9 protein-coding genes are annotated in these 15,338 nt (G+C 72.5%); 2 read left to right on the top strand and 7 right to left on the bottom strand.

Going from position 1 to position 15,338, the window contains the following annotated elements; translation table 11 throughout:
• Positions 1-68 precede the first annotated feature (68 nt).
• Positions 69-1,298 (top strand): hypothetical protein, encoded by a 1,230-nt coding sequence (locus ACFC8N_RS31360; RefSeq protein WP_376291665.1) that lies wholly within the window; start codon positions 69-71, stop codon positions 1,296-1,298.
• A 148-nt stretch (positions 1,299-1,446) separates the two neighbouring features.
• Here ACFC8N_RS31360 and ACFC8N_RS31355 read toward each other — a convergent pair whose 3' ends face one another.
• The 7 genes from ACFC8N_RS31355 to ACFC8N_RS31325 form a co-directional block, all read right to left on the bottom strand.
• Positions 1,447-1,626, bottom strand: a complete 180-nt coding sequence (locus ACFC8N_RS31355) for a hypothetical protein (RefSeq protein WP_362822447.1) — start codon at positions 1,624-1,626, stop codon at positions 1,447-1,449.
• 76 nt (positions 1,627-1,702) lie between these two features.
• A complete protein-coding gene (locus tag ACFC8N_RS31350) occupies positions 1,703-2,929 on the bottom strand; it encodes a beta-ketoacyl-[acyl-carrier-protein] synthase family protein (protein WP_376291663.1) in 1,227 nt (408 codons plus the stop codon).
• Entirely contained in the window at positions 2,926-3,186 is a 261-nt protein-coding gene (locus ACFC8N_RS31345) for an acyl carrier protein (RefSeq protein ID WP_362822445.1), read from the bottom strand. The genes ACFC8N_RS31350 and ACFC8N_RS31345 overlap by 4 nt, the downstream gene beginning before the upstream one ends.
• Positions 3,150-4,196 (bottom strand): NAD-dependent epimerase/dehydratase family protein, encoded by a 1,047-nt coding sequence (locus ACFC8N_RS31340; protein WP_376291660.1) that lies wholly within the window; start codon positions 4,194-4,196, stop codon positions 3,150-3,152. The genes ACFC8N_RS31345 and ACFC8N_RS31340 overlap by 37 nt, the downstream gene beginning before the upstream one ends.
• Positions 4,193-5,779, bottom strand: coding sequence for an AMP-binding protein (locus ACFC8N_RS31335; RefSeq protein WP_376291658.1), 1,587 nt, complete (start codon positions 5,777-5,779; stop codon positions 4,193-4,195). Before ACFC8N_RS31335 ends, ACFC8N_RS31340 begins: the two co-directional genes overlap by 4 nt.
• Positions 5,776-6,738 (bottom strand): alpha/beta fold hydrolase, encoded by a 963-nt coding sequence (locus ACFC8N_RS31330; RefSeq protein WP_376291656.1) that lies wholly within the window; start codon positions 6,736-6,738, stop codon positions 5,776-5,778. Before ACFC8N_RS31330 ends, ACFC8N_RS31335 begins: the two co-directional genes overlap by 4 nt.
• Positions 6,732-7,754: a 3-oxoacyl-ACP synthase III family protein gene (locus tag ACFC8N_RS31325; protein ID WP_376291654.1), complete on the bottom strand. Its 1,023-nt coding sequence runs from the start codon at positions 7,752-7,754 to the stop codon at positions 6,732-6,734. The genes ACFC8N_RS31330 and ACFC8N_RS31325 overlap by 7 nt, the downstream gene beginning before the upstream one ends.
• A gap of 160 nt (positions 7,755-7,914) precedes the next feature.
• Between ACFC8N_RS31325 and ACFC8N_RS31320 the strand changes: the two genes are divergently transcribed.
• Positions 7,915-15,291, top strand: a complete 7,377-nt coding sequence (locus ACFC8N_RS31320) for an SDR family NAD(P)-dependent oxidoreductase (RefSeq protein ID WP_376291651.1) — start codon at positions 7,915-7,917, stop codon at positions 15,289-15,291.
• Positions 15,292-15,338 lie beyond the last annotated feature (47 nt).

Below are 15,338 nucleotides of genomic sequence, written 5' to 3'. Positions count from 1 at the left end.
GAGGTGTTCGGATTCTTGACCGAGGGGGCGCACAACGCGTCGCGGAAGGGCGCGGGTTGGGATGGGCGATGAGTGGAATCAGCCGCCGGGGCCTGGCACGGCTCGGGCTCGGTGCCGGTGTCGGTGTGGCCGCCGCCTCGATGACCGGATGCGGAGGTCAGGACCGCAACGACGGCCACGAGGGGCCGGAGGCGGCGCCACGGCTGCTCGGGGACGGCTCGACGTCGTACACCGGACCGCAGCCCCACCAGCCGCCCCCGCCCACTCCCCTCGAACCCGGCCGGACCCCGCCGCAGTTCGTGGTGTTCTCCTGGGACGGCGCCGGCGAGTTGGGCACCGGCCTGTTCCCGCGCTTCCTGCGGCTCGCCCAGGACCACGGCGCACACATGACCTTCTTCCTCTCCGGCCTCTATCTGCTGCCGGAGGACAAGAAGCGGCTGTACCGGCCGCCGAACAACCCCGTCGGCGCCTCGGACATCGGCTACCTCACCGACCATCACCTCAAGGAGACCCTGACCTACGTGCGTCAGGCCTGGCTCGACGGCCATGAGATCGGCACGCACTTCAACGGCCACTTCTGCGCCGGCCCCGGCTCGGTGGCCGGCTGGACCCCGGCGCAGTGGCGTTCCGAGATCGACCAGGCCCGCGCCTTCGTCACCTCCTGGCGCACACACACCGGGTGGGACAGCGAACCACCGCTCCCCTTCGACTACGACAAGGAACTGATCGGCGGGCGCACCCCGTGCCTGCTCGGACAGGCCAACCTGCTGCCGGTCGCCCAGGAGCTGGGCTGGCGCTACGACGCCTCCTCCCCCGGCGGGCTCCAGCGCTGGCCGAGGAGGCGCGGCGGCGTCTGGGACCTGCCGCTGCAGAGCATCCCCTTCCCGGGCCACAGGTTCGAGGTGCTCTCCATGGACTACAACATGCTGGCGAACCAGTCCCTGAACACGACGCGGGCACCGTCGTACAACTACCCCTTCTGGCGCGCCCAGGCGACACAGGCGTACGTGGCCGGGTTCGAGCGCGCGTACGCGACCAACCGGGCGCCGCTGTTCATCGGCAACCACTTCGAACAGTGGAACGGCGGCATCTACATGGACGCGGCCGAGGAGGCGCTCAAGCAGATCGCCGGCCGCGAGGACGTCCGCCTGGTCTCGTTCCGGCAGTTCGTCGACTGGCTCGACGCCCAGGAGCCCGAGACACTCACGAAACTGCGCAGCCTCCAGGTCGGCGAGAGGCCCGCGGGCGGCTGGTCGACGTTCCTGCGCCCCACAAGCCACTACAGCGAGGCGGCGTGACCAGCGAGGCGCTCCGGCGTGTCACCGTACCGCCTCGGCGGTCTCCACCAGCGCGTGGTACGGCGTGAGGCTCTGCTTGTCGATGGAGATCCGCCGCCGGCGACGCACACCGACGGGCCCGACCCCCGACACGCCACGACCCGGACGTTCATGTCCGCGGGCGCCTCGCGGTGCGGCGTCCGGTCTTGTCGCGGGAGAGGACATGCAGCCATGCCTCGTACGCCAGCACCACGGTGCGGACGAGGAGACCCGTCACCGCCTCGCTCAGCCTCCATGGGACGGACGCGCCCGTACGGGACGCGGCGGGTTCACGCGGAGGCCTTTTCATGGTGGGTCCTTCAAGGCGTGTGGCGTTCCAGGGCAGTTCGTCTCGGCGGGCCGGGTGCAGATGGGCCGCGGTGTCGTCAGGACGATGTGGCCAGGGCGAGGACGACGTTGTGGCCGCCGAAGCCGAAGGAATTGCTGACGGCGACGCGGATGTCCTGCTGACGTGGTTGTCCGGTGACGCAGTCGATGTCGAATTCGGGCGCCGGGGCCTGGAGATTGGCGATCGGCGGCACTGTGCGGTGCTGGATGGCGAGCACGGTCAGGGCCGCCTCGACGGCGCCTGCCGCGCCGCAGCCGTGGCCGAGCACGCCTTTGGGGGCGGTGACGCTGGGGCGGTGCGGCAGTACGCGGGCGATCATGGCCGCTTCACCGGCGTCGTTCAGTGGTGTGGAGGTGCCGTGCGCGTTGACGTGGTCGACGTCGTGCGGGGCCAGCCCCGCATCGGTCAGAGCGGTGCGCAGGGCCGCCTCCGCGCCTGGGGTGCCCGGGACGGGCGCGGTGGGGTGATGGGCGTCCGAGGTGCTGCCGCAGCCCACGAGCCGGGCGCGGACGTGGGCGCCGCGCGCGGTGGCGTCCTCGGTCCGTTCGAGGACGAGGACGCCGGCGCCTTCCCCGAAGACGAAGCCGTCGCGGTCGGCGGCGAAGGGCCGGGAGGCAGCGGTGACCGCGTCGGCGCGCCGGGACAGGGTGCCTGCACGCCAGAACGCCGTGGTGGTGAGCGGGGTGATGGCGGCTTCCGTGGCCCCGGCCACCGCGACGTCGCACTGGCCGGATGCGAGCAGGTCGCGGGCCAGCGCGATGGCGGTGGCGCCGGAGGCGCAGGCGGTGGCCGGGGCGAGACTGGGGCCGTGCGCGTGGAGGTCGATGGACACCTCTGCGGCCGCCATGTTCGGGACGAGCTGGGGGATGGTGAGCGCGGAGACCATGTCGGGTCCCCGTTCGTCCAGCCGCTTGCCCTGCTCTTCACGTACTGCGTCTGCGCCCAGCCCGCAGCCGACGACGACGGCGACCCGGTCGCCGTTCCATGTCGCGGGATCGAGGCCGGCGTCGTGCACCGCCTCGCGGGCGGCGAGCACAGCCAGCTTCGCGTTGCGCGACATGCGCCAGGCCGTGCGTCCGACGCGCTGGTCCAGAGCGTCCCGGGTGAGGGGGACGCGGCAGGAGAAGTCGACAGGCAGGCCGGCGAGCGCCCGATCGTGAGCCGCGGTGCCCACGCCGCGGCACACGGCGTTCCATGTGGCATCGGTGTGCTCCCCGCCCGGGGTGAGCAGGCCGAGTCCGGTGATGGCGACGGGCACTGTCATGAGGACGCCGCCGCCCCGGTGTCTTCCGCGCGCAGGATGTCCAGGCGATCGACGATCTCGGTGATGGTCGTGCTGCGGGCGGCGTGCTCGCCGGTGACCGTCACCCCGAACCTCTCGTGGATGACGAGCCACAGATCCGCCAGGGCCAGGGAGTCCAGGCCCAGTTCCTCCAGCGTGGCCTGGGGCTGGATCTCGTCTTCTGGGATGCGGAAGGTGCTGGTCAGGATGGAGCAGAGGAGCTGGTGCGTTTCCGGCATGAGGTTTCCTTGCTGTCGTCCGGCGCGGACGGGGTGGTCCGGGTCAGCTCTGCGAGGCCGGTCTCGAACCCGATCGGCGGGTCGAAGCCCAGCTCGCGGCGTGCTGCGGTGAGGTCGAAGTGCTGCGGCTGCAGGAGTTCGGTGACCAGGAAGCGGCTCAGGGCGTGGGTGCGAGGGCTGCGGATGACGCGCAGCCAGGTGTCGCTGACGGCGGCCGCGGCCGTTGCGAGGCGGGGTGGGACGGCGCACCAGCGGGCGTCGATGCCGGCGGCTGCCAAGAAGTGGTGGACGATCTCGCGCAGGGGACGCGGGTCGTCCTGGCCGATGAAGTAGGCACGGCCGCCGGCCGCCGGGGACTGCTGGAGACGGTCCAGGGCAAGGAGATGGGCGTGGGCGGCGGTGCGCAGATGCGTGGTGTCCACGAGGTTGCCTCCGTGCCCGGGCATCAGCAGGCGGCGGGCCAGGACGGCTCTCGCCAGGGCCGGGGCGAAGTGGGGGTCGCCCGGGCCCCAGATGATGTGCGGACGCAGCGAGACGGTGGCCAGCTCGGGACTGTGGGCGGCCAGCACGAGGGCCTCGGCACGGGCTTTCGCGGCCGGGTAGGCGGCCAGGTGCCGACGCGGGTAGGGAAGATCCTCGGCGACACCCTCCAGACCGCCGGGGCGGAAGACGACGCTGGCGGTCGAGGTGTACACGAGGGTGCGCACCTGATGGGCGCGGCACTGCTCGATCACGTGGCGGGTACCGCCGACGTTGATGGCCCAGTAGGGCGCCGGCGGGCCGCTGACCCCGGCCAGTGCGGCATTGTGGATGACGGCGTCGCAGCCGGCGACGGCACTGGAGACCGCGCCCGCGTCGGTGAGATCACCCAGGTGCTGCTGGACTCCCAGGTGTTCCAGCGGGGTGCTGGGGCGGCGGCACAGGGAGGACGTGGCGATGCCCCGTGCTGTCAGCTGCCGGCAGATCTCCCGTCCCAGGAAGCCGCTTGCTCCGGTGACCAGTACTTTCACCGCGGCCTCCCGCGCAGGCGCTTGGCGGCCCAGGCGGCCAGCCGCGGCCGGTCGATCTTGGAGTTGTGCCGGGGGTCGGTGGGAAAGCCCGGGTGCGGCAGCAGGGCGCCGATGCGGTGTGCTGCCGGGTGGCCCGTCAGGGCGGCGCGTACCGCGGCCAGCACCGTGGCACGGTCGGCGGAGGGCTGGACTTCCACGCACAGGACGGGCAGTTGGCTCCCCGCCGGGCCGACGCCGACCAGGGCGGTGCGCGAGACGCCCGGGGCGGTGTCGGTCACGATCTCGACGTCTTCGGTGGTCAACGAGGAGCCGGAGGTGGTGACCAGGTGCGCCCGGCGGCCGAGGAACCACAGCCGGCCCTGGTCGTCGAGCCGCCCGAGGTCTCCGGTGCGGTGCAGCACGCCACGGTCGGTCTCGATCTTGGTGGCGGCGTCGGCCTCGGGCTGTGCGTGGTAGGCGGGGCTGACGGTGGGGCCGCAGACGGAGATCTCACCGAGTCCGGTGGCGTCGGCGTCCAGGATCCGGGCGTGGAGGCCGGGCAGCGGCCGGCCCAGGCAGGTGCCGGCCTGCCCGGCGGGCGGCCGCAGGCGCGCGGTCCGCAGGTCGTGGTCGGTGATCGCGGAGACGGGCAGGCACTCGGTGGCGCCGTAGACGCTGAGGAGTTCGGCGTCGTCCGGGACGGCCTTGCGCAGCGCATCGGCGAGACGGGTGCGCAGCGGGGCGCCGAAGGACAGGATCTGCCGTACCGAGGGCAGGGTGATGCCGTGACGGGCGCAGTGGGCGGCGATCAGGGTGAGAACGGCGGGCGAGGCGAGGATCTTGGTGACGGAGTGCCTCAGGATCGGCTCGACGAGTTCCCTCGGCGGTGTGCGCGCCGGGGCCAGATGGTTGACGGCAGGGGCGACGGTGGTCAGGTCCAGGAGCGGGCCGAGCATGGCCACCGGCAGGAAACCCGCGAGGAGGACGTCGTCGGCCCGGGGGGTGAGCAGCCCGGTCAGCGCGTCGAGCTGCCCGGTCAGGGTGGTGTAGCGGTATTCCGCTCCTCTGGGGCGGCCGGTGGAGCCGGAGGTGAAGGCGATCATGGCCAGGTCGTCGCCGCTGGGCTCCGCCAGTCGTGGCAACGGCCCGCTGCCGTCGGGCGCTTGAGTCGTCAGCCGACGCCCCGGGGCGAGCGGTGTTCGGCCCGTGACCAGGGCGATCCGCACATGGGGGCGGCCCCATCCCCGTGCTCGGCGTCCCAGGTGGGCGAGAGGCTCGCCGATGAGGACGTCCGGGGCGATCTCCTTGAGGCAGCGGCCCACTTCGGCGCGCGGCTCGATCAGGACGGGGACGGCGCCGAGGGAGCACAGGGCGTAGGTCACGGCTGTGAGGTCGTAGGCGTCGCGTGTCATGACCACGGCCTTGTGGCCGGGGAGGACCCCGGCCTCGCGCAGGGCCTGGGCGGTGGCGTGGCAGCCTCGTAGCAGTTCGCCTCGGTGGACGGTGCGGTCGGTCTGCTTACGGCAGCTGATGAGCGCGGTGGCCTCGGGCTGTTCGGCCAGGCGTGACAGGCGTGCGGTGACGTTCAGGGCGGTGGCGGTCACGGGGTCCCTCGCAAGAAGTCGCGGATGTGGTCGCCGAGTTCGCCGGCGGCGTCCTCCATCACGAAGTGACCGGCGTCGGGGAAGCGGTGGATGGCGGCGTGCGGGTAGCGGCGAGCCCATTCCTCCAGGACGAGGGGTGTGAACACGGGGTCGCGCATGCCCCAGCCGATGAGCATGGGCACCGCGCCCAGGCCGGCGTCGGGGTTCGGGGGTTCGAGCAGTTGCCAGGCCGGGTCGGTGCTGTCGCGCGGGATGGCGCGGATGGCGTCGACGACGGCCCGGCGCTCGCCGCTGCGGGCATACGGCCGCAGGAAGGCGCGGCGCTCGGCCGCGGGCAGCCGATGGTGGACCCCGGCGTGAACAGCGGTGCGGGCGAAGGCGTTGGTGAGGTGGACGAAACCGGACACCAGCGCATGGTCGCGGATCCAGCGCAGATAGAAGGGGAGCTGAAAGCCGGCGGGCCAGGGGAAGGCGACGGTGTTGCAGACGACCAGGCGGGTCACGACGCCTGGGTGCCGCAGGGCCCAGGCGATGCCGAGCGGGCCGCCCCAGTCGTGCAGGACCAGCGTCCAGCCCCGCTCGGGCAGTTCTCGGTCCTGTGCCAGGTGGCGGTGGAGGGTGTCCAGGTGGTCGAGTTGGGCCTGGTAGGGGTCCGGGCATCCGGCGGGCGGCCTGAGATGACGGGACATCCCGAAACCGGGCAGGTCCGGTACCACGCACCGGGCGTGCGGCGAGAGACGGCCGACCAGTTTGCGCCAGGCGTAGCTCCATGACGGGTTGCCGTGCAGGAACAGCACCGGATCACCGGTGCCGAGGTCCAGATAGTGCTGTCCGGTGGACGGGACCCGCCGCCAGTGACAGGGCGGTGGATAGCCCGGCATCAACCGGTCGATCACGGCCTCTCGCGTCGACGGGGCGAGAGCGGGTTCCGGGGCGCGGCCGGCCGTGCCGCTCACCATCGGAGCAGCGCCAGGCCGAAGCTGAAGCCGCTGGCCAGGCCGAGCATCGTCACGATGTCCCCGCTCTCGACACGGTCGGCCTCCCGGGCCTTGACCAGTTGCAGTGGCAGGGAGGCCGCAGCGGCGTTGCCGTGTTCGAGTACGGCGGGCATGCATCTGTGCTCAGGCAGGGAGAACAGCTGGATCACCTCCCGGTACTGCGGCATGGCGATCTGGTGGAAGGCGATGAAGGCGCCGGCGCGTGCCGTGTCGAGTTCGCTGCCTGCGACGGTCAGGATCTCCGGGAGAACGTCGAGCACGCCCTGGCGGAGGTCTCCGTTCAGACGCAGTGTGGTGTGGTCGTCGTGCACCGACCGGCTGTGCATCGTTCCCCCGCCGGCCACGGTGCACGACTGCCAGGCGGCGGAGTTGCTGACGAAGCGCATCGCCAGTACTCCGGGATCGTCGTCGCCCGCGGGTCCGGCGGTGAGGACCATCGCGGCGCCGGCGTCCGACGCGGTGTAGCCCGGCAGTGCCCGAAGCAGAGCCTGACGGTCGGGGGCGTGCCACCGCGTGACCAGGGAACCGACCTCCCCGCAGGCGATGAGCACGGTGCGGTGGTGGCCTGCCGCGATGAAGGCCGCGGCCACCTCCATGGCGTTGAGGACGCTGTTGCAGGCGTTCTTGACGTCGAACACCGGGCAGGACGCACCGAGTTTCGCGGCCACGAGGTGAGAGGTGGCGGGCTCGATCAGGTCGTGCGCCGTCGCGGCGAACAGCAGCAGGTCCACGTCGTCGATCTTCAGGCCGGCCTCGTCGAGTGCCGTGCGTGCGGCGGCCACGGCAAGGTCGGAGGCGTTCTCGCCGTCCTCCCGGACATGGACGCCGCGTACCCCGGTGAGATCCTCCAGCAGGCCCGGGGGCGGGGCGTAGCCGCCCGTCTCGGCGATTTTGGCGCGGACTTCGTCCATGGTCCGGTAGTGGGACGGCAGGTGAGCGGCGACGGCAGTGATGCGGGCACGGCGGGCTTCGGGCACCGCGCCACCGTAGCGGCGCAGCGCACGGCGGCGGACCCGCAAAGCACCTGGTGAGAGGTTCTCCACCCCAACGAGTGGTCCGCATTGGCTTTCGCCTCCGTGATGCTCTTCAATGCCGAATCACCCCAAGGTCTGCAATTCGGTGTGAGAAGGCGGAAACGTGGCGACGCAGCTTGAGCGATCCGTGGCGGTGGTGGGTGCCGGCTGCCGGCTTCCCGGCGGAATCACGGATCTGGACGGACTGTGGACCGTGTTGCGGGAAGGGCGGGACATGGTGGGTGAGATGCCCGCCGACCGTCTTCCCAGGGACAGGATGGTCGACCCGGGGGCCGTGCGCCCCGGCCGCAGCTACACGGCCGCCGGCGGTTTCCTCACGGATGTCGCCTCGTTCGACGCCGCCTACTTCGGCATGTCCCCCGCCGAGGCGCGGCACACCGACCCCCAGCAGCGGCTGTTGCTGGAGATGACCGCCGAAGCGCTCGACGACGCGGCGATCCCGGCCGAGTCGCTGGCGGGGTCCGACACCTGTGTCTACGTGGGTGTCTCCGACCCCGCCTACGGCACGACGCTGGCGATGATGCAGGACCACACGAGTCCGCACACCATGCCCGGCGCGACGCTGTCGATCGCGGCGAACCGGGTGTCGTACGCCTTCGACCTGCGCGGACCGAGCATGGTGATCGACACCGCCTGTTCGTCCGCGATGGTCGCGCTGGACCGCGCGTGCCGCACCCTGCGCGAGGGCACCAGCCGCGTCGCCCTGGTCGGTGGCGTCAACGTGCTGGCCAATCCCTATTCCTTCGCCGGCTTTTCCTATGCGGGCATGCTGTCGCGCCGCGGGCGCTGTGCGGCGTTCTCCGCCGACGCCGACGGGTTCGCGCGGGCGGAGGGCGGCGCGGTGATCGTCCTCAAACGCCTGGTGGACGCGGTGGCCGACGGAGACCGCGTCCACGCCGTGCTGGCCGCCACCGGCAACAACACCGACGGCCGCAGCACCGGCATGGTCCTGCCCAGCAGCGAGACGCAGGAAGCGCTGCTGCGTGCGCTGTACGCGGAGGCGGAGATCAGCGCGGACGACGTGGTGTACTTCGAGGCGCACGGCACCGGAACCCCGGCCGGGGACCCGGCGGAGGCCGAGGCCGTCGGCCGGGCGCTCGGCCGGCACCGCAGCAGCGGCGCACTGCCCATCGGCTCGGTGAAGACGAACCTGGGTCACCTGGAGCCCGCGTCCGCGATGGCGGGCCTGCTGAAGGCGATCCTGGTTCTGCGTCATCGACTGGCGCCGGCGTCTCTGCATGCCCTTCCGCTCAACCCCGCGATCGACTTCGACGGCCTCAAGCTGGCACCCACCGTCGAACCCCTCCCCTTGACGCTGGGGGAACGATCCGCCGTGGGGGTGAGCGCCTTCGGCTTCGGCGGAGCCAACGCCCACGCCATCGTCACCCTGCCGCCCGCGCCCCTTCAGGCCGACGTGGGCCCCGCACCGAGCACGCGCCCGCTGCCGCTGGTGATCTCCGCCCGTTCCGCGAAGGCACGAGACCAGCTGGCCGCCCGGATGGCAGAGCGCCTGCGCGCCGCGCGGCCCGAAGACTTCTACGACCTCGCCCACACCAGCACCGTGCGGCGCAGCGCGCACCCGCACCGGGCCGCCGTACTGGCCCGCGACCCGCAGGACGCCGCCCGGCAACTTGACCAGCTCGCGGCCGGACAGCCCGGCCACGCAGCCACCGTGCGCACGAGTGCGCGGGGCGGCGTCGCGTTCGTGTACTCCGGCAACGGCTCGCAGTGGCCGGGCATGGCCGCCGACCTGCTGGAGCACGAACCGGCCTTCCGGGCGGCCGTCGAAGAGGCGGACACGGCCCTGGCCCCGCACCTGGGCTGGTCGGTGGCCAAGGAACTCGCGTCCCCCTCCCCCCGCGCCTGGCAGCGCACCGAGATCGCCCAGCCGGCCCTCTTCGCCGTGCAGGTGGGCCTGACCGCGCTGCTGGCCTCCCATGGCCTGCGGCCGCGCGCCGTGGCCGGACACAGCGTCGGAGAAGTCGCCGCCGCCCACGCCGCCGGGGCCCTGCCCCTGGAACAGGCGGCGCTGGTGATCGCCGAACGCAGCCGCACCCAGGGCACCACGGCGGGCCGGGGGCGCATGGCCGCCGTCGGCCTGCCCGAGAACCAGGCCCGTGAGGAACTGCTCCGCCGTGGTGGGGCGTTGGAGATCGCCGGTGTCAACAGCGACCGTGATGTGACGGTCGCCGGCTGCGCCGACGCGCTGGCCGCCTGGGGCGCCGAACTGGCAGGCCGAGGCGTCTTCTTCCGCGAGCTGGACCTTGACTACGCCTTCCACAGCCGCGCCATGGACTCCACCGAGGAGGCGCTGCGTACCGCGCTGGACGGCCTCGCCCCTTCTGCCGCCAAGATCCCGTTCGTCTCCACCGTCACCGGCACCGCCCTGACCGGCAGCGAACTGGACGCCCCCTACTGGTGGCGCAACGTCCGCGAGCCGGTCCGCTTCGCCGACGCCGTCAGCCACCTCACGGCCGAGCACGCGGGCGTCCTGGTCGAGATCGGCCCGCACCCGGTACTACGCCCCTACCTGCGCCGTACGGACGCCACCTGCATCGCGACCCTGCTCCGTGACGGCGACGGCCGCCGCGAGGCCGCAGCCGCCGTCGCCGCAGCGCTCGCCGCCGACCCCACGACCGACTGGCGGCAGCACTTCCCCCGCCCGGGCCGCGTCATGGACCTGCCCGCCTACCCGTGGCAGCACGAACGGCACTGGCACGGCAGCGCCCCTGACTGGGTGGCACGGACCAGCGGCTCCGGTGAGCTGGACCATCCGCTGGTCGGTGAGCGGATGCCCGCCCCGCACCCCGTCTGGCACGGCACCGTCGAGCCGCAGCTGGTGCCCTGGCTGGGTGACCACAAGATCGGCGACGACGTGCTCATGCCGGCGGCCGCCTACGTCGAGATGGCGCTGAGTGCGGGCCGCCGAGCCCTCGATCAGCCGGTGGAGGTGCGGCATCTGGAGATCGGCCGTCTGCTGTCCCTGCAGTGGCCGGACCCGACGCCGGCCGCCCTGCAGACCGCGGTCACCCCCGACGACGGCGCCCTGACCATCAGCGTGCGCGAGGAACACGGCGGCGAGTGCCGGCCCGCCGTACGGGCGCGGGTGCGCAGCCTGCTCGGCACGGCACCCCGACCGCTCGACGTCGACTCCCTGCGGACGCGGTGTCAACGGCACATCGACGGCCCGGACTTCTACCGGACCTGCCATCGCATCGGGCTGAACTGCGGCCCCGCCTTCCAGCTGATCGACCGCCTGGACGTCGGCGACGACGAGGTCCTTCTCTCCTATCGGCTCCGGCACGCCGCCGACGCCTACACCGCCCACCCGGTCCTGCTCGACGCGCCGCTGCAGGCCACCGTGGCTCTGTCCGAGCTGACGACGGAATCCGCCGCCTTCCTGCCGACGGTGTTCGCGGCCGTGCGCGTATGGCGCACCCCCGCCGCCACGGGCATCGTGCATCTGCGCCGCCGCACCCGCAGCGCCAACGAGATCTGCTGGGACATCACCTACGCCGACACCGACGGCACCGTCACCGCCGAGATCGACGGCTGCCGCACCCGCCGCGGCGGGCTGACCGAGCACGTCCCACTGGCCGTCCAGCGCACCGTCCTGAGGGCAGCCCCGCACCCTGGCAGCCCCGCACCGCCCTCTGTGCTTCCCGCCCCGAGCGAGGTGGCGCGTGCGGCCGGGCCGCGCATCGCCGCCGCTCGCGCCGCCCTGGACGACAGCGGCCACCAGCGTTTCATCACCGCCGCCGAACAGGCCACGGCCCGCTGCTGGGCCCGGACGCTGCGCGGCCTTCTCACCGATCCGGCAGCCCCTTTCGCGATGCACGACCTGGTGACCGGGGGCCTTCAGCCACAGCACCGGCGGCTGGTGCGCCTGATGATGCCTCTGCTGCTCAGCCATGGCCTGGCCCGGACAGCGGGCGAGAACTGGCAGTTGACCGACGCCGGTGACCGCGCCGTGCCGCTGCTGCGCAGCCTGGTGGAGGACCATCCCGGGTACGGCGCCGAGACCCTGCTCATCAACCGGCAACTGCGGCACCTGCCCGACGTCCTCGGGGGACGCCTCGACCCACGCGAGCTCCTGTCGACCGGGGAGAGCGCCTATGAGCAGATGCGGGACACCAGCCCCGCCCACCGCTTCACCCACCGCGTCGTGCAGGCGCTGCTGGGCGACATCGTCGCCCGCTGGCCCGCCGACCGACCATTGCGGATCCTGGAGGTCGGCGCGACCACCAGCGCCCTGACGGCGGCAGTCCTGCCCGTGCTGCCGGCCGACCGGACCCGTTACACCTGCACCGCTCCCCACGACAGTGTCCTCACCCGCGCCGAACACCGCTTCGGCCGCCACGACTTCGTCGACTACCGCACCGTGGACCTGAACGCCGGTCCGGCCGGACAGGACCTGCCCCGAGGCGGCTTCGACCTGGTCCTTGCCGGCGATGCCCTACAGGACACCGCCGATCTGGCCACGACCCTGCGGCACCTGCGCACACTGCTGGCCCCGGGCGGACAGCTGCTGGCCACCGAACCGCACCATGCCCAGCTCCAAGCCGTGCTGTTCGCGGCTTCGGAGGACTTCTGGGAGCGCGCCGACCACACTCTGCGCCCTGCGTCCCGCGTACTCGACCGTGATCAGTGGGTCCCGCTGCTGGAACGGTGCGGCTTCACCCAGGTGGTGCAGACCGGACCCTACGACCGATCCGTCCTTCTGGCCGCGGCCGGCCCCGACACCGTTGCGGACGCGCACGCACCGCGACCGGTGCCCGGCGCCACATGGGTGGTCGCCGTCGAGGACGCCACCGAGGTGCCGACCGCACAGGCGCTCGCCGCCCTGCTGGGCGACGCCGTGGTCGTCCCCGCGGCCGACGAGACGGCCACCTGGACCGCCGTACTGGCGAAGGACACAGTCCCGCGCGTCGTGCTGCTGCTCGCCGCGTCCGCCCCGCACGAGACCGTCCCACGAACCGTCCGCCGCGCCGCATTCCTGCGTGCCCTGGCCACCGCCTGCGAGAACCTCCCGGGCACAGCCAGTCCGCACCTCTGGCTCATCACCCGCCCGACCGGCCTGTTCCCGGCACCTGAACAACCCGAGCAGCCGGACGACGCGGCCATCTGGGCGGCGTGCCGCACACTCGCCAACGAACGCCCGGACCTCCACGTACGACGCGTCTCCTGCCACCGCACCGACGACGCCCTGGCCGACGCCCAGCGCATGGCCGAAGAGCTCCTCGCCACGCACGCAGGCTCCGGAGACGGCCGGGAGGACGAGATCGTTCTCACCCCGCAGGGACGCTTCGTCCCCCGGCACGTCCAGCACCCCGCCGACGAGCTGCCGGCCCACCCCGCCACGACACCGTTCATCCTGGACGTACGCAACCCGAGCCTGAATCGCCGCCTGGTATGGCGGCAGACAGACATCGTCGAGCCCGGGCCGGGCGAGGTCGCCATCGAGATGCGGGCCGTGGCCCTGAACTACCGCGACCCCATGCGCGCCAATGGGTTGCTGCCGCCCGAGGCAGTCGAGAACAGCCCCCTCAGCCGCGGTCTGGGCACGGACGGCGCCGGCGTCGTCTGCGCCGTCGGGCCGGGCGTTGACCATCTCAAGCCCGGCGACCGGGTCTTCGGCCTCGTCCCCGCCGGCCTCGCCTCCCACGCGACGAGCCCTGCCTACGGCCTGCACCGTATCCCCGAGGACATGAGCTTCGCCGAAGCAGCGACCTTCCCCGTCGCCTTCCTGACCGTCCACCACACCCTCGTCGAACAGAGCCGCCTCGGCCCCGGGGACACCGTGCTCGTACACGGCGGAGCGGGTGCGGTCGGCCTGGCCGTCCTGCAGTGCGCCCGCGCCTGCGGCGCCCGCGTCATCGCCACCGCCGGGACCGAGACCAAGCGGGACCTGCTGCGCACCCTGGGCGTCGAACACGTCCTTGACTCCCGCAGCCTGGACTTCGTTCCGCAGGTACGGGAGCTGACCGGCGGACAGGGCGTGGACGTCGTCGTCAACTCCCTCAGCGGCGAGGCGATCGCCCACAACGTCGATCTGCTCCGCCCCAACGGACGGTTCATCGAACTCGGCAAGAAGGACATCTTCCTCGACAACTCCCTGCCGCTCCGGCCCTTCCACCGCAGCCTGACCTTCATCGGCTTCAACCTCGACGCCGTCGTGCACGACCGGACCCGAGGCAGCCGGCTCGCCGGCGCGTGCGCATCACAGATCGCCGCCGGCACGTACCGCCCGCTGCCCCACTCGGTCTACCCCGCCGCCCGCGTCGACGAAGCCTTCCACCTCCTGCAGCACTCCCGGCACACCGGCAAGATCGTCATCTCCTTCGACCCACTCGACGAACCCGTCCCCGTCGAACCCGCACCCGGCACCCCCGCCCTCGACGCCACCGGCACCTACCTGATCACCGGCGGGCTGAGCGGGCTCGGCGCCGCCACCGCCCACTGGCTGGCCGACCACGGAGCCCGGCACCTGGCCCTGCTGTCCCGTCGCGGCCCCGAGGCCCCCGAAGCCCCCGCCCTGCTCCAGCAGCTCACCGAACGCGGTGTGCGTGCCACCGCCCACGCCGCCGACGTCACCGACGAGGACGCCCTGCGACAGGTCATCGACACCGTGAACGCCTCCGGACACCGGCTGCGGGGCGTCGTCCACGCGGCCATGCACATGGACGACGCCCCGCTGTCGGAACTCACCGACGCCCGATTCGCCGCCGTGCTCTCACCCAAGGCCACGGGAGCGGCCGTCCTTCACCGCCTCACCGAGGACCACGACCTGGACCTGTTCCTCGCCCACTCCTCCGTCTCCGCCGCGATCGGCAACCCCGGCCAAGCCGCCTACGCCGCGGCCAACGCCTACCTGGAGGCCCTCGCCCGGGCCCGACGCGCCTGCGGACAGCCCGGCACGGCACTGGCCTGGGGACCGATCGGCGAAACCGGATACGTCGCCCGCAACGCCATGGAAACCGTCATGACCGAACGCGGCCTCGAACTCCTCACCCCCGCCGAGGTCCTGACCACCGCCGGTCACCTCCTGGCGGCAGGCACCGAAGTCGCCGGAGCGGGCCGCTACCGCTGGGGCGCCGTACGCGACCTGCTGCCCGCACTGTCCACACCCCGATTCGCGCCCCTGCTCCCGCCCACCTCCGCGGCCTCCGCGGACGCCCGCGACGAACTCCTGCGGACGCTGGCCACCCTGCCCGCGGACAAGGCCCTCGGCACGATCACCGACAGACTGGCCCACCTCCTGGCAGGCGTCCTGCAGACCGATCCCGCCGACATGGACCCCGCCCGCCCCGTCACCGACTTCGGACTCGACTCCCTGCTCGGCACACACTTCCTGGTCCAGGCCCGAGACCTCTTCGCCATCCGACTCGCACCGCCGGATCTGGCCACCGGGCGAACCCTGAACCACCTCGCCCGTCTCGTCCACCAGCGACTCGAACTCCATGCGGACGACGCGGAGTAGGAAGGACAGGGAAGACCTTGGGCGGGTCGGATCGGCGGCCCGCTCGG

Source organism: Streptomyces sp. NPDC055966 (genome assembly GCF_042269865.1).
In the GTDB taxonomy this organism is placed as follows: Bacteria; Actinomycetota; Actinomycetes; order Streptomycetales; family Streptomycetaceae; genus Streptomyces.
This window is presented reverse-complemented; position numbering and strand designations above follow the sequence as displayed.